At 63.3% G+C, this 19,010-nt stretch carries 19 protein-coding genes; 5 read left to right on the plus strand and 14 right to left on the minus strand.

Annotation, left to right across the window (positions count from 1 at the left end; translation table 11 throughout):
• Positions 1-172: 172 nt before the first annotated feature.
• The 13 genes from ASD12_RS14355 to rpsF all read right to left on the minus strand — a co-directional run bounded on the left by ASD12_RS14355 (position 173) and on the right by rpsF (position 12,081).
• The gene (locus ASD12_RS14355) at positions 173-394 is read right to left on the minus strand and encodes a hypothetical protein (RefSeq protein ID WP_056586916.1); all 222 of its coding nucleotides are present in this window, start codon (positions 392-394) and stop codon (positions 173-175) included.
• 164 nt (positions 395-558) lie between these two features.
• Positions 559-1,188: a hypothetical protein gene (locus ASD12_RS14360; RefSeq protein WP_056586919.1), complete on the minus strand. Its 630-nt coding sequence runs from the start codon at positions 1,186-1,188 to the stop codon at positions 559-561.
• An 83-nt stretch (positions 1,189-1,271) separates the two neighbouring features.
• The gene (locus tag ASD12_RS14365; RefSeq protein ID WP_056586921.1) at positions 1,272-2,012 is read right to left on the minus strand and encodes an SDR family NAD(P)-dependent oxidoreductase; all 741 of its coding nucleotides are present in this window, start codon (positions 2,010-2,012) and stop codon (positions 1,272-1,274) included.
• A gap of 47 nt (positions 2,013-2,059) precedes the next feature.
• Entirely contained in the window at positions 2,060-3,529 is a 1,470-nt protein-coding gene (gene purF, locus ASD12_RS14370) for an amidophosphoribosyltransferase (RefSeq protein ID WP_056586923.1), read from the minus strand.
• A 104-nt stretch (positions 3,530-3,633) separates the two neighbouring features.
• Entirely contained in the window at positions 3,634-4,302 is a 669-nt protein-coding gene (locus tag ASD12_RS14375) for a CvpA family protein (protein ID WP_056586926.1), read from the minus strand.
• 85 nt (positions 4,303-4,387) lie between these two features.
• A complete protein-coding gene (gene radA, locus ASD12_RS14380) occupies positions 4,388-5,791 on the minus strand; it encodes a DNA repair protein RadA (protein WP_056586929.1) in 1,404 nt (467 codons plus the stop codon).
• Between the two features lie 56 nt (positions 5,792-5,847).
• Positions 5,848-7,338 carry a replicative DNA helicase gene (locus ASD12_RS14385; protein WP_027037983.1) on the minus strand — a complete coding sequence of 497 codons (1,491 nt, stop codon included), beginning with the start codon at positions 7,336-7,338 and terminating at the stop codon, positions 5,848-5,850.
• Positions 7,339-7,556: 218 nt separating this feature from the next.
• Positions 7,557-8,534 carry a small ribosomal subunit Rsm22 family protein gene (locus ASD12_RS14390; protein ID WP_056586932.1) on the minus strand — a complete coding sequence of 326 codons (978 nt, stop codon included), beginning with the start codon at positions 8,532-8,534 and terminating at the stop codon, positions 7,557-7,559.
• A 2-nt stretch (positions 8,535-8,536) separates the two neighbouring features.
• Positions 8,537-8,860 carry a YnfA family protein gene (locus tag ASD12_RS14395; protein ID WP_056586936.1) on the minus strand — a complete coding sequence of 108 codons (324 nt, stop codon included), beginning with the start codon at positions 8,858-8,860 and terminating at the stop codon, positions 8,537-8,539.
• Positions 8,861-8,928: 68 nt separating this feature from the next.
• Complete coding sequence (locus ASD12_RS14400; RefSeq protein WP_056586939.1) at positions 8,929-10,233, minus strand: cyclopropane-fatty-acyl-phospholipid synthase family protein; 1,305 nt, start codon at positions 10,231-10,233, stop codon at positions 8,929-8,931.
• Between the two features lie 296 nt (positions 10,234-10,529).
• Entirely contained in the window at positions 10,530-11,114 is a 585-nt protein-coding gene (rplI, locus tag ASD12_RS14405) for a 50S ribosomal protein L9 (protein WP_056586941.1), read from the minus strand.
• 218 nt (positions 11,115-11,332) lie between these two features.
• A complete protein-coding gene (gene rpsR / locus ASD12_RS14410) occupies positions 11,333-11,581 on the minus strand; it encodes a 30S ribosomal protein S18 (protein WP_006203718.1) in 249 nt (82 codons plus the stop codon).
• Positions 11,581-12,081, minus strand: a complete 501-nt coding sequence (gene rpsF / locus ASD12_RS14415) for a 30S ribosomal protein S6 (RefSeq protein ID WP_013532520.1) — start codon at positions 12,079-12,081, stop codon at positions 11,581-11,583. Before rpsF ends, rpsR begins: the two co-directional genes overlap by 1 nt.
• A gap of 350 nt (positions 12,082-12,431) precedes the next feature.
• On the opposite strand from rpsF, the gene ASD12_RS14420 reads away from it, so the two are divergent.
• The gene (locus tag ASD12_RS14420; protein ID WP_156398594.1) at positions 12,432-12,866 is read left to right on the plus strand and encodes a hypothetical protein; all 435 of its coding nucleotides are present in this window, start codon (positions 12,432-12,434) and stop codon (positions 12,864-12,866) included.
• 245 nt (positions 12,867-13,111) lie between these two features.
• On the opposite strand, the gene ASD12_RS14425 is transcribed toward ASD12_RS14420, so the two are convergent.
• Positions 13,112-15,040 carry an LTA synthase family protein gene (locus ASD12_RS14425; protein ID WP_056586947.1) on the minus strand — a complete coding sequence of 643 codons (1,929 nt, stop codon included), beginning with the start codon at positions 15,038-15,040 and terminating at the stop codon, positions 13,112-13,114.
• A 277-nt stretch (positions 15,041-15,317) separates the two neighbouring features.
• Between ASD12_RS14425 and fabD the strand changes: the two genes are divergently transcribed.
• From fabD to fabF, 4 genes are all read left to right on the plus strand, one after another.
• Positions 15,318-16,259 (plus strand): ACP S-malonyltransferase, encoded by a 942-nt coding sequence (gene fabD, locus ASD12_RS14430; RefSeq protein WP_056586950.1) that lies wholly within the window; start codon positions 15,318-15,320, stop codon positions 16,257-16,259.
• Positions 16,260-16,317: 58 nt separating this feature from the next.
• Positions 16,318-17,055: a 3-oxoacyl-[acyl-carrier-protein] reductase gene (gene fabG / locus ASD12_RS14435; protein WP_056586952.1), complete on the plus strand. Its 738-nt coding sequence runs from the start codon at positions 16,318-16,320 to the stop codon at positions 17,053-17,055.
• A 334-nt stretch (positions 17,056-17,389) separates the two neighbouring features.
• Positions 17,390-17,626: an acyl carrier protein gene (locus tag ASD12_RS14440; RefSeq protein WP_006203723.1), complete on the plus strand. Its 237-nt coding sequence runs from the start codon at positions 17,390-17,392 to the stop codon at positions 17,624-17,626.
• Between the two features lie 34 nt (positions 17,627-17,660).
• Positions 17,661-18,923 (plus strand): beta-ketoacyl-ACP synthase II, encoded by a 1,263-nt coding sequence (gene fabF, locus ASD12_RS14445; protein ID WP_013532515.1) that lies wholly within the window; start codon positions 17,661-17,663, stop codon positions 18,921-18,923.
• The last annotated feature ends 87 nt before the right edge of the window (positions 18,924-19,010 follow it).

Raw genomic sequence — 19,010 nt, forward strand, 5'->3', positions numbered from 1 at the left:
CGTCTCGCGGGCACTCCCCGCAATCAACTCTTCACCGCCGAGGAGCTCAATCGTCTCGGCCCAGCCGTCATCTACAAGCGATTCGTGAGTCATCGCAGTGTAGAATCACAACCGATTCCCCACTGCAACACCTATCTTAGCGCATATGCCCTCGAGGGGGAGATTACGCTCATTACTGTGCTGCCGGCTCTTCGGCGTCGCCTTCGTCGGTGAAGGGCGAGGCGCTGGGCACGCATTGTACCGACCAGCCGGCCGGTGTCGGCTGCTTCTGATATTCGGTGATGGCGGCGGTGCACTGTTCGCGTTTGTCGAAGGTGCTGGGCAGCACGACCATGCCGCCCTGCGGGCCGGCGATTACCAGATACCAGACCAACGCTGCTGCGGTCGTAGCCATGGGGATTTCCTCTGCCAGTTGGGCGCCTGTTGTGGGAGTCGCTGCAATCCTACCAACTCCACGGAAATGACGAAAGCATGACCGCGACGCAGCCTTCCACCGCCGCATCACAGGCGCGTGATGTGGCGGTGGGTTTCAGCCCCAATTTTTGAAGGCCGATTGGCTCAGTTGGTTGCGAAACAATAGAAAAGGCCGTCGCCGCCGGTGCCCTTCAGCGCCTCTTGGCTGCAGCCGCCGCGCGAGGCATGCGAGGAATTCCAGGATTTGGCGGCAGCCGATTCGTCGAGGCCGGTGCGGTCATGATGGCCCATCATCGCGGCTCCCTCAGCCCCGCTCATCGTCCAGTCGCCGCAGGTCTGGTCGGCGATCTTGGTGCCATCGGGCTTGGAGCCGGTCAGCATGTCGTGGCGGTTCGGTTTGTCGCCGCGTCCGTTGACCATTTCGCCCTTCTCGTTCAGCGCAGTTTGTTTGGTGATGCCGTTGGCGTCACTGTGCAGAGAGGCGACGTCGTCTGCGATCTTGACGCCCTTGGCGTTCACCCACGGCCCCTTGCCGATACGGTCGCGCGCATCGGTGTCGCTGGTCGAAAGATAGGCAGCCCAGGTCTTGCCGGTGACGCCGGCGGCTTCCGCCAGCGAGGCGCAATGCGCGTCGGCACCCTTGAGGCCGCCGAGATCGGCGCCCTTGCCCGAACCGGCACTGGTGACGAAGAAACTCATCGTTGCGTCTTGCGAATAGGCGGCGCCCGCAGCTGCGATCAGGGTGGCGGCGGTGGCGAGAAGCAGTTTGCGCATTATGGTCCTCCGGTTGGTCTTCGAATGAGTACATTCGAAGAAACGTTGCCGGAGGCCTATTTAATCCGCCTCGCAGTCAAGTTTTATTCCGGCTGCCGGTAGGCGACGAAGCGATTGTGCTTGGCCTGGAAGATCAATCCGGTCTCTTTCAGCTCCGGACTGGCCAGCGGCACGATGCGCTTGGCGATCTCGGAGGGGTGCGGCAGCGTCTCGGGATCTTCGCCCGGCACAGCCTGCGCCCGCATGGCGGTGCGGGTGGCGCCGGGGTCGGCGGCATTGACGCGCAGCGGCAGGCTTTGTGTCTCATGCGCCCAGGAGCGCATCATCGTCTCGACCGCCGCCTTGGATGCCGCGTAGGGCGCCCAGAAGGCGCGTGCCGAGTGCGCTGCGTTGGAAGTCAGGATGATCGCGCGGCCAGCGTCCGAGAGCCGCAGCAGCGGGTCGACCGAGCGGATCAGCCGCCAGGTCGAGGTGACGTTGATGGTCATCACCTTCTCGAAGGTCTTTGCTTCGACATGGCCGATCGGAGAGATCACGCCGAGCACGCCGGCATTGGCGACGAGAATGTCGAGCTTGCCCCAGCGTTCGTGGATGGCGCCGCCCAGCCGGTCGATGCCGGCCATGTCGGCGAGGTCGAGCGGCACCAGTGTCGCCTGGCCGCCGGCCGCCTTGATCTGATCGTCGAGCTCTTCCAGGCCGCCGACAGTGCGCGCGACCGCGATGACATGCGCGCCGGCGGCAGCCAATTCCTTGGCGATGAAATAGCCGATGCCGCGCGAAGCGCCGGTGACGACCGCAACGCGGCCGGTAAGGTCGAGGGTCATGCGATGGATTCCGGAAATCTGGCTAAAAAAGTAACGATCCGGCAACCCTACGTCCCGCTCGTCGCCAGCAGCGACAGCGTGCGCACATTGTCGTGGCCTTCGAAGTCGAGCAGGCGGGTCGGATACTGGCCGGTGAAGCAGGCGTCGCAGAATTGCGGCTGGTCGTTGTCGCGGCTGGTCTCACCGACGGCGCGGTAGAGCCCGTCGATGGAGAGGAAGCCGAGCGAATCGACGCGGATGAACTCGGCCATCTCCTCCACCGACATGCGCGATGCCAAAAGCTTCGACTTCTCCGGCGTGTCGACGCCGTAGAAGCAGGAGGCGCGTGTCGGCGGCGAGGCGATGCGCATATGGACTTCCTTGGCACCGGCGTCGCGCACCATCTGCACGATCTTCTGGCTGGTGGTGCCGCGCACGATGCTGTCGTCGACCAGCACCACGCGCTTGCCCTCGATCATGCGGCGGTTGGCGTTGTGCTTCAGCTTGACGCCCATGTGGCGGATCGAATCGCCGGGCTGGATGAAGGTGCGGCCGACATAGTGGTTGCGGATGATGCCGAGTTCGAAGGGGATGCCGGCGGCCTGGCTGAAGCCGATCGCCGCCGGCGTGCCCGAATCCGGCACCGGCACGACGATGTCGGCCTCGACCGGGCTTTCAACCGCAAGCTCGGCGCCAATCCGCTTGCGCACCTCATAGACGTTGCGGCCTTCGACCGAGGAATCCGGCCGCGCGAAATAGACATATTCGAAGATGCAGAAGCGGGTCTTCTGCGGCTCGAAGGGGAACAGGCTTTCAATGCCCTTGGACGTGACGACGACCATTTCGCCGGGCTTCAGGTCGCGCACGAAACGCGCTCCGATGATGTCGAGCGCGCAGGTTTCGGAGGCCAGGATCCAGGCGCCGTCGAGATCGCCCAGCACCAGCGGCCGGATGCCGAGCGGGTCGCGGCAGCCGATCATCTTCTTGGCCGTCATCGCCACCAGCGAGAAGGCGCCCTCGACTTGCCGCACCGCATCGATGAAACGCGAGTTCAAATCGCGCTCCTTGCTGGTGGCGACGAGGTGCAAAAGCGTCTCGGTATCGGAGGTGGAGGAGAAGATCGCGCCTTGTTTCTGCAGCGCGCGCTGCACGGTCATGGCATTGGTCAGATTGCCGTTGTGGGCGACGGCAAAGCCGCCATCGGCCAACTCGGCGAAGAAGGGCTGGATGTTGCGCATACCGGCGCCGCCCGTGGTAGCATAGCGTGTGTGGCCGATGGCGCGGTTGCCTTGCAAGCTGTCGATGACGCGCTGCTTGGTGAAGGTGTCGCCGATCAGGCCGACATGGTGTTCGACATGGAACTGGCTGCCGTCATAGGAAACGATGCCGGCCGCTTCCTGGCCGCGATGCTGGAGCGCATGCAGGCCCAACGTGACGATGGCCGCGGCATCCTGCCGGCCGAAAATGCCGAACACGCCGCATTCGTCGTGGAAATGGTCGTCGGCCTCGGCGGAAAGCACGTCGTCTGCGTCTGCCATCTTAAGCTCCGCTAAAATCGCCATATAGTGCGGGTTCGCGTCGAAAGCAACGCGCGCCGTGCAGCCGTTCACACCATCGTCAGGTCCTGACGCCGTTTTTGGCGTCAGTTTGCCGGTGCAGCCGGGGCCGGATTGGCCGGTGCGTTGTCCGTCGGCGGTGTTGCGGGTTCATCGTCAGGCGCCGGCGTGTTGACATCGTCGCCACCCGCGGGAGCATCCGCCGCCGGGGCGTCCGGAGCCGCGGGCGTCTCCGCGGCCGGCTGATTCGGGTTGAGCTTCTTGAGGATGGCGTTTTCCGGATCCTCGGGCAGCAGGCTTTCGAGCTTGGCGCCTATCTGCTCGAGCAGCGGCCGCGACTTGGCATCCGTGACCCAGGCGGGAGCCTTGGCGCCGGCCAGCCAGTTGAAGAACAGCAGGGCCACGGCAACGACCAGTATGCCGCGCGCGGCGCCGTAGAGGAAGCCCAACGTGCGGTCGAGCGCGCCGATTCGGGAATCGATGATCCAGTCGGCGAGCTTCATGGTGATGACCGAGACGACGATCAGCGCGACGATGAAGACGACGCCGGCGGAGGCCGCCATGGCGATCTTTTCATTCTCGATGTAGGGCTTCAGGTAAGGCAGGACCGGCTTGTAGAAGAAGAAAGCCGCCGCCGCCGCTGCTGCCCAGGAGACAACGGACAGGACTTCGCGCGAGAAGCCGCGAACCATGGCGAGCATCGCCGAGACCAGAGTGAAGCCGACGAGAATTCCGTCAAGCAGCGTAATCGGCATGTCTTTCGCCCCACTCCATGAGCCGCATTATAGCGCGGAGCATCGGGTTTTCCCAAAACCGGTTTCCGCTTTCGGGTCCGATGCTCTAATCTTGTTCGTCCACGCGGCTTCGGCGTGAGCCGGCTATGCGTGCCACGAGGTCGGCAAGCTCGGTCGGCTGGAAAGAACCAGCCCCGATCCCCCCGGCCAATTCCCCGCTGCCCGAGGGCAGAACCGCGCTTCCAAAACCCAGCTTTTCGGCTTCCTTGAGGCGCTGTTGCGCATGCGCAACCGGCCTCACGGCGCCCGAAAGGCTGATTTCGCCGAAATAGACGCAATCGGCGGGAAGGGCAAGACCGGTGAGCGAGGAAACCAGGGCCGCCGCCACCGCGAGATCGGCCGCGGGCTCCGAGATGCGGTAGCCGCCGGCGACGTTGAGATAGACATCGTGGCTGCCGAAGCGCACGCCACAATGGGCTTCGAGAACCGCCAGGATCATCGACAGCCGGGCGCCATCCCAGCCGACGACGGCGCGGCGCGGCGTGCCGAGAGAGGAGGGCGCGACCAGCGCCTGGATCTCGACCAGCACCGGCCTCGTCCCCTCCATGCCGGCGAAAACCGCCGCACCCGGCGATTTGGCATGGCGTTCGCCAAGGAAAAGCTCGGACGGGTTGGCGACCTCGCGCAGGCCCTTGTCCGACATTTCGAAGACACCGATCTCGTCGGTCGGTCCAAAACGGTTCTTCACCGTGCGCAGGATGCGGTAATGATGGCCGCCTTCGCCTTCGAAGTAGAGCACGGCGTCGACCATGTGCTCGACGACACGCGGCCCGGCGATCTGGCCTTCCTTGGTGACATGGCCGACCAACACGATCGCCGCCCCTGTGGATTTCGCATAACGGATCATCGCCTGGGCGGCGGCGCGCACCTGGGTGACGGTCCCCGGCGCCGAATCGGCAAGGTCGGTCCACAGCGTCTGGATCGAATCCAGGATGACCAGGTCAGGCCGCTTGCCGTCGGCTATTGTCGCCAGGATGTCCTCGACATTGGTCTCGGCGGCAAGTTCCACCGGAGAGAAGGCGACGCCAAGCCGCTGCGCCCGCAGCCTGATCTGCGCGACCGCCTCTTCGCCCGAGACATAGACGATGCGGTGGCCCTTTGACGCCAGTGCGGCGGCCGCCTGGGTGAGCAGCGTCGATTTGCCGATGCCGGGATCGCCGCCGACCAGCAGCGCCGAGCCACGCACGAAACCACCACCGGTGGCGCGATCGAGTTCGCCGATGCCCGAGATGATGCGCGGCGCGTCCTCGATGTCGCCGGACAGCGTGGTCAGCACCACCGCGCGGCCTTTGCGGGCGTTGCGCGTGTTGGCTGGCCCTGAGCCGATGCCGCCGGACGTGCCTTCCTCGACCAGCGTGTTCCACTCGCCGCAGGCATCGCATTTGCCGGCCCAGCGCTGATGCACCGATCCGCAATTTTGGCAGATGAATTGCACGCGCGATTTAGCCATCAGATGGCTGCTGCTTGAAAATGGCTTGGGCGTGGTGGCGACGGTAGGTCAAAAAGCTACTCGAACCTTTCCGGCAGGTGGTGCTCCTCGGCAAGGTCGGAGAAGCGGGTGAACTCGCCCTGGAAGGCAAGGCTGACCGTGCCGGTCGGTCCGTGGCGCTGCTTGGCGATGATCACTTCGGCCTTGCCCTGGACCTCGATCATCTTCGTTTCCCAGGCGAGGTGCTCCGGCGTGCCTTTCTCCGGCTCCTTGTTCTTGATGTAATATTCCTCGCGATACACGAAGAGCACGACGTCGGCGTCCTGCTCGATCGAGCCCGACTCGCGCAGGTCGGACAGCTGCGGATGCTTGTCGTCGCGGCTTTCGACCTGACGCGAGAGCTGTGAGAGGGCGATGATCGGCACGCCAAGCTCCTTGCCGAGTGCCTTCAGTCCGGTGGTGATCTCGGTGATTTCCTGGACGCGGTTCTGCGACGCCTTGGCCGACGAACCCTGCATCAGCTGGATATAGTCGATGACCATCAGATCCAGCCCGCGCTGGCGCTTGAGGCGGCGGGCGCGCGCCGCAAGCTGGGCGATCGAAATACCGCCCGTCTGGTCGATGTAGAGCGGCCGCTTGTGGTTCTCCTGCGTATACGCGACCAGCTTGCCGAAATCGGCTTCGGTCAGGTCGCCGCGCCTGATTTTCGATGACGGGATCTCGGTCTGCTCGGAGATGATGCGGGTGGCCAGCTGCTCCGACGACATTTCGAGCGAGAAGAAGCCGACGACGCCGCCATTGGCCGCCTTTACGGAGCCGTCGGCCTGCTGGGCGGGCTCATAAGCGGCCGCGATGTTGTAGGCGATGTTGGTGGCCAGCGACGTCTTGCCCATGCCCGGGCGGCCGGCGATGATGATCAAATCCGATGGCTGCAGGCCGCCCATGCGGTGGTCGAGATCGCGCAGGCCGGTGGCAATGCCGGACAGGTGACCATCGCGCATATAGGCCGCGCTTGCCATGTCGACGGCGTTCTTCAACGCATCGGAAAAACTCTCGAAACCACCGTCGTAGCGGCCGTTTTCAGCCAGTTCGAACAGCCGCCGCTCGGCATCCTCGATCTGCTCGGTGGGCGCCATGTCGACCGGCGCGTCATAGGCGATGTTGACCATGTCCTCGCCGACGGTGATCAGCGCGCGGCGTGTCGCAAGATCGTAGATGGCGCGGCCATAGTCGGTGGCGTTGACGACTGTCACGGCCTCCACCGCCAGCCGCACGACATATTGCGCCATCGTCATGTCGCCAACCTTCTCGTCGGCCGGCAGGAAAGTCTTCAGCGTGATCGGCGTCGCCACCTTGCCCATGCGGATGAACTCGGACGCCACCTCAAAGATCTTGCGGTGCAGCGGCTCGTAGAAATGGCTGGCCTTGAGGAAGTCCGAGACGCGGTAGAAGGCGTCGTTGTTGACGAGGATGGCGCCGAGCAGCGCCTGCTCGGCCTCGATGTTGTTTGGTGCTTCACGATAAAGCGGTGTTTCCGCCACGCCGAATTTTCGCGCTGCCTCTGCCATGATATCCCCGATTTCGATCCCGACCTTCGATATCAGAACGTGACGAGTCGATGCTGACCTTTCTGCATCACTACGCGACCAACGAACCTTGATGCCCGTTGTTCACAGGAACGACCAATCGTCCACAGGAGAGTATTCCCGTGCCCCGATTCCGGTTGACTCGACAGGGCATTGATTCCTACCTGACTCGTCGGAACGAAGCAAGAACATTGCGCTGTTCATTTTGCGGTGTTGTCCAGCCTGTCGCCCCAGTCCACCCGCCGGGCCAGCTTGAAGTCGGCGCCGTCGCGCTTGGTGAACAGGCGCTCGGTGGCAGTGCCGTCGTCCTGGCAAAGCTTGAGCAGAACCTTGCCGGAGCCGGATTTCGGCGGTGCAAGAACCCGTGCCTGGTGTGAAGTTGGTCCGTCGCGGGACGCTGCGACATAGATGAACTTCTCGTCCTCCCACGGCACGTCGGCGTCCTTTGCCAGCCGGTGCAGGCGTGAGCGGGCGACGCGGCGGGAAAAATGGCACCAGTCGGGCGGGGCGAGCGGGCAGGGCGCCTGATGCGGGCAAGGCGCAAGCACATGCGCGCCCGCCTCGATCAGCTGCCGGCGCCCGGCAAGGATGCGCTGCCAGCCGGCCGGGGTGCCGGGCTCGACGATCAACAGCGTGTCGGCGGTGAGCTGCCAGAGCCGGCCGATGAGCTTTGGCAGCGATGCTGGGGCGATTTCGTCCAGCACATAGGCGCATGTGACCAGATCGGCCGGCTCGAGGTCGGCAAGGTCGATGGTGGCATCACCCGCCAACCATCTGGTCTGGGCGGCAATTGCGTCGCCGGCAAGCGCCTCGCCCACCTTGCGTACCGCCGCGCTCGCTTCCAGCAGCACAGCCTGTTCGAGATCGGGCCACCGATCGGTCGTGGCCCAGAGCACCGTACCAGGGCCGGCGCCGACATCGAGCAGGCTCTTGGGTTGAAGGCCGGGCTTGGCGTCGCTCAGCGCGTCGAGGCTGGCGCGGATCGCGGCATAGGTCGCCGGCAGCCGCGTCGCCAGATAGGCCTTCACCGCCAGATCCTCGGCCATGTGCAGACGGCCGTCGCGCAACTCGGCACGGTAACGGTCGGACAGCGTTTTTGCCGCTTGTTTGAGTGCCGTCAGAGGAACGTTTTCGAGCAGGCGCTCCACGCCTTGGCGAAGGGATGCCGGCAACTCCATCTTCATGCGCCCCGCGGGACGAGAAGGATCACCGAAGCGCCGGCAATACAAAGTGCGGCACCGGCAAAATCCCAGCGGTCGGGGCGCACGCCCTCCACCAGCCACAGCCAGCCAAGCGACGCCGCAATGTAGATGCCGCCGTAGGCGGCGTAGGCTCGACCGGCGGCTGACGTGTCGACCAGTGCCAGCAGGAAGCCGAACAGGGCGAGCGAGGCGAGACCGGGGAGCAGCCACAGCGGCGACTTCCCCAGCCGCCACCAGGCCCAGAACGAGAAGCAGCCGGCGATCTCGGCCAGGGCGGCAGCGGCATAGAGCACGTAGGTCATGAAAAAGGTCCCGTGACGATCACGGGACCTTTTTCAGTGCAGGGGCCGGCAATGGCAAGCGGCAATGCTTATTCCTGGTCCGCAACCTTGCGGCGGCGAGCCGGCTTGGCGACAGGGCTTTTTTTGACCGGTGCCGTTTCACGATGCCCCATGTCGCGCATCTCAAGCGCCTTCTCGCACTTGGCCATGTAGTCGCGCGACACCGGCAGCGTGTCGTTCTTCTTGGTGATCTGGATCTGGAAGATCACCAAGTCCTGCCAGCGGAAGGCGGCTTCCGAGGCAGCCAGGTAGAACTCCCACATGCGGCAGAAGCGCTCGTCATAGATCGCCTTGGCCTTGTCGCGGTTGGCGGCGAAGCGCTGGCCCCAATGCTTCAGCGTATCGGCATAGTGGAGCCTGAGAATTTCGACATCGGTGACGACCAGGCCCGATTTCTCGATCGCCGGCATGACTTCCGAGAGCGCGGGGATATAGCCGCCCGGGAAGATGTATTTGCGGATGAAGGCGCTGGTTGCCCACGGCACGCCGGAACGGCCGATCGTGTGCAGCAGCATGACGCCGTCCGGCTTGAGCAGCGTCGCGCTCTTGTCGAAGAATGTGCGGTAATGGTTGACGCCGACATGCTCGAACATGCCGACCGAGACAATACGGTCGAAACGCTCGTTGAGCTCGCGGTAGTCCTTGAGCTCGAAATGCACGCGGCTTTCCAAACCTTGCGCATGCGCCCGGTCGGTGGCGACGCCATGCTGCTCTGTCGACAGCGTTACGCCCTGCACGTCGACGTCGAACGCCTTGGCGAGATAGAGGCCGAGCCCGCCCCAGCCGGAGCCGATGTCGAGTACGGTCTGGCCGGCCTTCAGCCGGAGCTTGGCGGCGATGTGGCGCTTCTTGGCGGCCTGCGCTTCGTCGAGCGTCATATCCGGCTGCTCGAAATAGGCGCAGGAATACTGCATGTCCTCGTCGAGGAAGAGCCGGTAGAGATCACCCGACAAATCGTAGTGACGCTGCACGTTGCGGCGCGAGCGCGAGGCGGTGTTGATCTGCTGCAGGCGGCGGAAGGCGTGGCGCAGGCCTTCGATGGCCTTCGACCATGTGGCGTCGATGCCGCCGCTCCCCATGTTCTGGAAGGCGATGCGCATCACGCCCAGCACGCCACCTTCGAGAATGTCGAGTTCGCCGTCCATGTAGGCTTCAGGCACGGCCAGCATCGGGTCGAAGGTGATGGCGCGTTCGGCATGCGCAGTCTTGATATGCATGTGCACCGGTTCGCCGCTGCCGTCGCCGAAAACCACTGTCGTGCCCTTGGGGCCGGTGACCTTGAGATTGCCGGTGCGCACCAGGCGGTCGAGAACGCGCTTCAACAGAATATTCATGACCAAATGTCCCCTCTCGGCCAGACAGGCTGTCTTGGCGCGCGACCCGAAAATCGGACTAGATTTTCATCGGGGATCTTGCGCCCAAAGCTCCACGGCGTCATTTGCGCGGCCAAAGGACGCGCGACGCTGTAGTCTGCAACAATATATAGGGGTTCGAAAAGTTCCATTTGGCATAAAAAAGCCCGGGCGCGAGGCCCGGGCGTTGGTCCAGTGTGGCTGGATGCCGGCAAAGTGATCAGAGCACAGCTCTAATCCTGATCGAAGCGTAGCTCCGATCGCCTTGCGACGTATGATCAGGCGTTGTCTTCGCCGCCCTCGAACTCGGTGTTCGGGTCGAAGAAGTTTTCCGGCCGGGCGTTGTCGTTGATGTCGTCGCCATAGATGGCTTCGGCGGTGGTCAGCGTCTCGCCCTTGGCCTGGCGTTCGGCCTCGTCGGCCGTGCGGGCGATGTTGAGCGTGATTGTGACTTCGACTTCCGGATGCAGCGCGATCGCCACATTGGTGAGGCCGATGGTCTTGATCGGCTGGTTGAGCAGGATCTGGTTGCGGTTGACCGAGAAACCTTCCACCGTCAGCAGATCGGCGATGTCGCGGGTCGAAACGGAACCGTAAAGCTGTCCGGTTTCACCGGCTGAGCGCACGGCGATGAAGCTCTTGCCGTCGAGCTTTTCGGCGACCTGACTGGCTTCCGACTTGCGCTCGAGGTTGCGGGCTTCGAGCTGGGCGCGCTGGCCTTCGAACTTCTTCTTGTTGGCTTCGTTGGCGCGCAGCGCCTTGCCCTGCGGCAGCAGGAAGTTACGGGCAAAGCCGTCCTTGACCTTGACGGTATCGCCCATCTGGCCGAGGCGGGAAACGCGTTCGAGAAGAATGACTTCCATGGTTTTGTTCCTTCGGTTGGCGCCAATCGATCGAGGAGATCGACGCCGAATGTCTCTGGAACAGGTCAGGAAGCTTGGGCGCCTGGGGCGCTGGTGTCGCTGTCCTGCCTGTCGCGGCAGTTAGAGGTTTTGACCTCAACCCGGGATTTGATGTTCAACCCTGCGGCGCCCGTCGCCGTGGGAGAAGAGCGGGCGGCGAACCGCCCGCGTCAGAGAAATTAGCGAACCACGTAGGGCAGCAGGCCGAGGAAGCGGGCGCGCTTGATCGCCTTGGCGAGTTCGCGCTGCTTCTTCTGGCTGACGGCGGTGATGCGCGACGGCACGATCTTGCCGCGCTCTGAAATATAGCGCTGCAGCAGACGCACGTCCTTGTAGTCGATCTTGGGCGCGTTGGCGCCGGAGAATGGGCAGGTCTTGCGGCGGCGATGGAACGGGCGCCGGGTCGGGATCTGATTGATGTCGACCATTATTCTGCACCCCCTTCAAAGCCTTCGCGCGGACGGCGCGGACCACGATCGGCACCGGCGTCGCCGAACGAGCGCGGCGGACGATCGCCACGGTCGCCGCGATCACGATCGCCGAACGAGCGCGGACCACGATCGCCACGGTCGCGGTCGCCGAAGCCGCCGCGTTCCGAGCGCTCTTCGCGCTTCTGCATCATGGCCGACGGGCCTTCCTCATGCGCCTCGACCTTGATGGTCAGGAAACGCAGCACGTCTTCGGACAGGCCCATCTGGCGCTCCATCTCGTTGAGCGCGGCCGCGGGGCAATTCAGGTCCATCAGCGTGTAATAAGCCTTCCGGTTCTTGTTGACCCGGTAGGTGAGGGACTTCAGTCCCCAGTTCTCGACCCGGCCGACGGACCCGCCATTTGCGGAGATGACGCCCTTGTACTGTTCGACAAGCGCATCGACCTGCTGCTGCGAGAGGTCCTGCCGGGCAAGAAACACATGTTCGTATAGAGCCATTATGTCTTATGCCTTTCTTCGTTTCTCTCCCGGTTCCCGGCGGCAAAAGCCTCTGCAACTTCTCTGACCCACAAACCCTCGAAGGGCGCGGGGAAGAAAGGAGCATGACGAGACGGTCGAGAGCGGAGACACGGGAGGCGGGAGCACTTCTGGCTTCACACGAAGGCTTTCGAAAAAACCTCCGGCCCTCCGTTCAGCCCCCAGCAAGGACCGGCAGATTGCGGGCGTCTATACAGCAATCCGGCTGGAAGGCAAGGGCGGGCGGCGTCCTGTGTCGTAAGAAGATGAGTTGTCCGGATTAGGTAGCACGTGAGTTGTCCGGTTTGATTTCCAGCGAACGGAGGCTGGGGATGAAACTGACGGCATGGCTACAGGACCGGAGAACGCAGAAGTTTCGGGACGTTTTGAGCCGCTGGAATGGCGGCGATCTATCGATGATGGAGGCAGGCGAACTGCTGGGCATGTCGGAGCGGCATTCCGGCGCCACCGCGACCGTTACGAAGAGGCCGGGGAAGGTGGTGGACCATCGCTTGGGCAAGATTTCGACGCGTCGGGTGCCGGCGGAGGCGATTGAGGAGATGCTGGAGCTTTATCGTCATCGCTATCTTGGCTGGAACGTGAAGCATTTCCACGAGCACCTGCTGCGCGATCACGATTTCAGCTGGGGCTACACCTTCATCTCGACACAGCTTCATGCGGCTGGGCTGGTGGAACGGGCCAAGCGGCGCGGTGCTCACCGGCGCAAACGGGAAAGGAAGCCTTGTGAGGGGATGATGCTGCATTAGGATGGCAGCCGTCACCAATGGCTGGCGGTTGGGCCGATGCTGGATCTGATCGTGACGACGATGCGACGAGCACGATCTATTCGGCCTTCCTGATCGAGGAGGAAGGCACGGCGTCTATTATGCCGTCAGCGACCCGACTAAACTGCCGAACGTGTTCCTGCAGATCGCCAACAAGTTCACGAAGCTGCAATTGACGAACTGAAAGCTCGACCCCGAGAGACGGGCCGGCTCCTGACGGGGTCTGCTCAACTCGTATGGGCGACAACCTTGTCGACCGTTTCGGGGAAGAAGTCGGGCGCCGCGTGGCGTTTGCCGAACATCATATCGTACTGCAACAGGCGGAAATCGCGGATCGCCGGGTCGATCTCCTTCTGCCGCGCCCAATCGGGCGTGGCGTCGCCAGCCGGCGTCAGCAACAGGTTGCGGTCGACGACGCGGTAGCGTTCGCTCATCTGGCCCAGGAAGCCGGTGTAGTAGGGATGGCTGATGCCGGCCTTCTTCAGGATATGATAGGGCAGGAAGGCAGGACTGACGGCGCCCATGTCTTCAGCCGGCCCGGTGCGGTTCGACCAGATGACCAGCGGCGTCTCGTGGTGTTCAAGGGCGGCCTCGGGCGACGCTTCCTTGCGCGGCGCGACATTGTCCTTCAGGAAACCGGTTTCGACGTAGACCGGCCCCAGCGGTGGCAGATGGTCGCCAAAGAAGGCGATCACCGTGGGGCGGGAGCGCTTCTTTGCCCATTCGACTAGGCGTTCAAGGCCGCGATCGGCATCGGCTGAGCCCTCCGCATAGCTGAGCAACGATTCGCGCGCCCACTGGCTGATCGGCGACTGCACCGTATGAGTGGGATTGTAATAGCGGTTCGGCTCGTAGGGACCGTGGTTTTGCAGGCTGACCGCAAAGAAGAACGCCGGTTCGTCGCTGGCGTCGGCCTCGCTGATGATCTCGTCGGTCATCGCCGCATCCGATGCCAGCGGCCCGCGCTTTTGCATCGGCGGCAGCGTTTCTTCCGACTTGAAATCGTTGAAGCCGAAATCAGCATAGACCGCGCCACGGTTCCAGAACCAGTTGGTGCCGGGATGGATAGCGCGTGCCCGGTAACCCTGGCTCTTGAGGAAGGTCGCCAGTGAAGGCGTCGGCGTGCGCACATATTGCTGGTAGGGGATGCTGCCGGCAGGCAGGAATGCGTTGGAAAAGCCGGTCAGCGCCTCGAACTCGATGTTGGCTGTCATGCCGCCGAATTCCGGCGAGAACATCGAGCCCGAGCGCAGAGCCCGCACATTGGGGATCGGATCGGGCGTGATGGTGACGCCGGGCAGCTTGGTCGGATCCCAGAAGGATTCGCTCATGACGATGATGATGTCAGGTTTCTCGGCTGGCACTGAGGCGGTCACATCGGACCTGCCGATCGCCGCGATTGCCTTGTCGGAATAGCCTGGCGGCGCCGAGACATGCGCCATCGGCACGTTGAGGGCAAAGGCCAGTGCAAAGCCGTTGGAGGCATAGTTTTCCTTCTGGTCCCACATGATCGGGATGATCTGCAGCCGGTCCCTGGTCCAGGAGAAGGTGGCGTAGTCCATGATCGAAACGAAGAAGGCAAGCAGCGGCACCGCCAGCGTCAGCCGGGCAAGGCGGCCCTTGCGGCTGAGTGCGGGAACCTTGCGGCGCCACAGCCGCCAGCCATAGACGAGCAGCGACAGGCCGGCGACGATGCCGACGACCATGGCAAGCGCGGTCATCGGCCGGTCGCGCACCAAAAGCGGCAGCAGCGCGAAGATCTGGCGGGCATAGAGGAAATCGGTCGGATAGAGCGGATCGCCGAGATAGTGCGACTTCTGGTGACCGACGAAGGCAAGCGACAAGGTCAGCGGCGCGACGATCATCAGGCTCTGGTGGCTGCGGCCAAGCACCGCATCGAGCCCGATCAGGATCAGCGCAAACACGACAATGGTGGTCCAGCCAGGCTTGAGCGGCTGGAGGAAGAAGGAGACGGTGCCGGCAAAGTCGCCGCGCACGATCAACTCGATGGCAAACACCAGGACGGCAGCGATTGCCAGGCTGATCAGCCCATAGCGCACCACCGGCCATCTCCTCCCCGGCAGATAGCCGGTGGAGGGGTCGTCTTCCAGAAACTGTGGCGCGGCCTTGCCGGCGCGTTTGTAACTCTTTGCCACCTTAACTTCCCCACCCAGCGACAAACACGTCACTCGATTGTCATAGAATTGTCACGCAAAGCTAGCGCCTGTAGCGAAAATAAGAAGAGCCAGCAAACGAATCGTGAGCGGTTTTCATCAGGAGTGATCGCCAAAAAGCCTTTCGGAACAGGCACTCGGCGGACGAAGCTGCCGCCGGGCAGGGTCGAACCGGGCTTGACTTGGCGGCCTGCCTTGCGTCACAGGCAAGAAAAACCCGTCTATCAGGCAAGCAAAACCAGCCCTTGGGAGTCCTCGCATGGCCGTTGCATTAACCTTTCCCGGACAAGGCAGCCAGGCAGTCGGCATGGGCAAGGATCTAGCCGACGCCTTTCCCGAGGCGCGCAGGATATTCCAGGAAGTCGACGAGGCGCTCGGCGAAAGCCTGTCGAAGCTGATCTGGGAAGGGCCGGAAGAGACGTTGACGCTGACCGCCAACGCTCAGCCGGCGCTGATGGCAGTGTCGCTGGCCGCGATCCGGGCGCTGGAATCGCGCGGCTTATCGCTGAAAGGCAAGGTCGCGTATGTAGCCGGCCATTCGCTGGGCGAATATTCGGCACTCGCGGCCGCAGGCTTCGTTTCGGTTGCCGATGCCGCCAGGCTGCTGCGCATCCGCGGCAATGCCATGCAGGCGGCGGTGCCGGCCGGCGAGGGGGCAATGGCGGCGATCATCGGACTGGAGCAGGCCGATGTCGAAGCTGCTTGCGCCGAGGCAGGCAAAGGCTCTGTTTGCCAGATCGCCAACGACAATGGCGGCGGCCAACTGGTCATTTCCGGCGCTAAGGCCGCGGTCGAACTGGCCGCAAAACTGTGCACGGAAAAGGGCGCCAAGCGCGCGCTGTTGCTGCAGGTGTCCGCGCCCTTCCATTCGGCGCTGATGGCGCCGGCCGCGAACGTCATGCGCGACGCGCTCGACGGCGTGACAAGGAACGCGCCGGTCGTTCCGGTCGTCTCCAACGTGTCGGTGACGCCGTCGAGCGATCCGGACGAGATCGCCCGCCGCCTGGTCGAACAGATAACCGGCCGCGTGCGCTGGCGCGAGACGGTGGAATGGTTCGGCGCGAACGGCGTCACCACGCTTTACGAAATTGGCGCCGGCAAGGTGCTTTCGGGATTGGCACGCCGTATCAACCGCGACATCGCGACCGCGTCGGTCGGCTCCGCCGCTGAGGTCGAAGCTGCATTGGCAGCGCTTGCATAAAGCATCATTTGATCCCATCCCTGTAAAGGGGTGTTCTCTTCTCAATCAGGAGACAAAAATGTTCGAATTGACTGGCCGCAAGGCGCTCGTCACCGGCGCATCGGGGGGCATCGGCGAAGCGATCGCCAGGGTGCTGCATGCGCAAGGCGCGATCGTCGGCCTGCACGGCACCCGCGTCGAGAAATTGGAGACCCTGGCCGCTGAGCTTGGCGACAGGGTCAAGCTGTTTCCGGCCAATCTCTCGAACCGCGACGAGGTCAAGGCGCTCGGCCAGAAGGCGGAGGCAGATCTCGAAGGCGTCGACATCCTGGTCAACAATGCCGGCATCACCAAGGACGGGCTGTTCGTGCGCATGTCGGATGCCGACTGGGACACCGTGCTCGAGGTCAACCTGACCGCCGTGTTCAGGCTGACACGCGAACTCACCCACCCGATGATGCGCCGCCGCCATGGCCGCATCATCAACATCACCTCGGTCGTCGGTGTCACCGGCAATCCCGGCCAGACCAACTACTGCGCCTCCAAGGCCGGCATGATCGGCTTTTCCAAGTCGCTGGCGCAGGAGATCGCCACCCGCAACATCACCGTCAACTGCGTTGCCCCGGGCTTCATCGAATCGGCGATGACCGAAAAGCTCAACGACAAGCAGAAAGAGGCGATCATGGCGGCGATACCGACGCGCCGCATGGGCACCAGCGCTGAAGTCGCGTCCGCCGTCGCCTATCTCGCCTCCAATGAAGCCGCCTACGTCACCGGCCAGACCATCCATGTGAATGGCGGCATGGCGATGATCTGACGGACCTTGTTGATAATTCTACCCTGCCAGCCATCTGCCGCGGTTGTTCGCGCTTCCGGTGCTCGCGTACTCCAAGTACGCACCGCTCCGGTTCTCGAAAACCGCACCATATCACTCGGCAGGGCGAATTCGGAACAAGGTCCGGCGGGGCTGTGAAAAGAGACCATTTCGGCTTGGACCTCAGCTATTTTTCGTGTAATGCGGCCCGCAACCCGGCGGTTCGGGCAAAAACCGGTCTGTAGCCGTTGCGTTTCCGGCAGGACCATCTTTCAGCTTGATTAGCGGCATTCTGCCCGCTAACGAAGACAGACAAACAAAAGACGAGGATGCCCAAATGAGTGACACCGCAGAGCGCGTCAAGAAGATCGTCATCGAGCACCTTGGCGTCGATGCCGACAAAGTGACGGAGCAGGCGAGCTTCATCGATGATCTGGGCGCCGACAGCCTCGATACGGTCGAACTCGTCATGGCGTTCGAAGAAGAATTCGGCGTCGAGATTCCCGACGATGCAGCCGAGACCATCCTGACCGTCGGCGATGCCGTGAAGTACATCGACAAGGCTTCGGCCTGACGCTTTCTGCAGTCATCACCGGGGAGGACCTGCGATGAGGCGTGTCGTCGTCACGGGCCTTGGGTTGCTGTCGCCGTTCGGCATGGGCTTTGAGCACAGCTGGAAGGAACTTCTGACTGGCCGCAGCGCTGCCAAGCGCATCACCGAGTTCGAGGTGGAGGATCTTGCTTGCAAGATCGCCCACGTCATTCCGCGTGGCGACGGCAGCAATGCCACCTTCAATCCCGAGGCCGTGCTCGAGCCGAAGGAATTGCGCAAGATCGGCGACTTCATCCTGTACGGGATTGCCGCCGCCGACGAGGCGCTGAAGGATTCCGGCTGGGAACCCAAGACTCATGAAGAGCAATGCGCTACCGGCGTCCTGATCGGCTCCGGTATTGGCGGCATCGAGGGGATCGCCGAGAACGCGATGATCCTCAAGGAACGCGGCCCGCGCCGCATCAGCCCTTTCTTCATCCCGGGCCAGATCATCAATCTCGTCTCCGGGCAGGTTTCGATCCGGCACGGGCTGAAAGGCCCGAACCATGCCGTGGTCACGGCCTGTTCGACTGGCGCGCACGCCATTGGCGATGCGGCCCGGTTGATCATGTGGGGCGATGCCGACGTGATGGTCGCCGGTGGCGCCGAAGCGCCCGTGACGCGGCTGTCGATCGCCGGCTTCGCAGCGTGCCGGGCGCTGTCGACAGAGCGCAATGATTCACCGCAAACGGCGTCGCGTCCCTATGATCGCGACCGTGACGGCTTCGTCATGGGCGAGGGCGCCGGCGTTGTCGTGCTCGAGGAGCTCGAGCATGCCAAGGCGCGCGGCGCCAAGATCTATGCCGAGGTGACGGGTTATGGTCTCACTGGCGACGCGCATCACATCACGGCGCCCGCCGAGGATGGCGATGGTGCCTTCCGCTGCATGACGGCGGCGCTGAACCGGGCCAAGCTGACACCCGCCGATGTTGACTACATCAACGCCCACGGCACCTCGACCATGGCCGACACGATTGAGCTCGGCGCTGTCGAGCGGCTTGTCGGCAATGCCGCGTCGAAGATTTCGATGTCGTCGACCAAGTCGTCGATCGGGCACCTGCTTGGGGCGGCCGGTGCCGCCGAAGCGATCTTTTCGATCCTTGCCATCAGAGACAATGTCGCGCCGCCGACCATCAACCTCGACAACCCGGAGCGCGAAACCGCGATCGACCTGGTGCCGAACAAGCCGCGTGCCCGACAGATCGACGTGGCGCTGTCCAATTCCTTCGGCTTTGGTGGTACCAACGCGTCGCTGGTCTTCCAGCGCTACAATGGCTGATCGCCCGGCTATCGGGCGACGCTTTGGCGTGCCGTCAATTTTGCCATATTCGCCCCTACTCTGCCGCTGGGGATTCGTTGGGCGATC

It is taken from the genome of Mesorhizobium sp. Root102 (genome assembly GCF_001425625.1).
Taxonomy (GTDB): Bacteria; Pseudomonadota; Alphaproteobacteria; order Rhizobiales; family Rhizobiaceae; genus Mesorhizobium.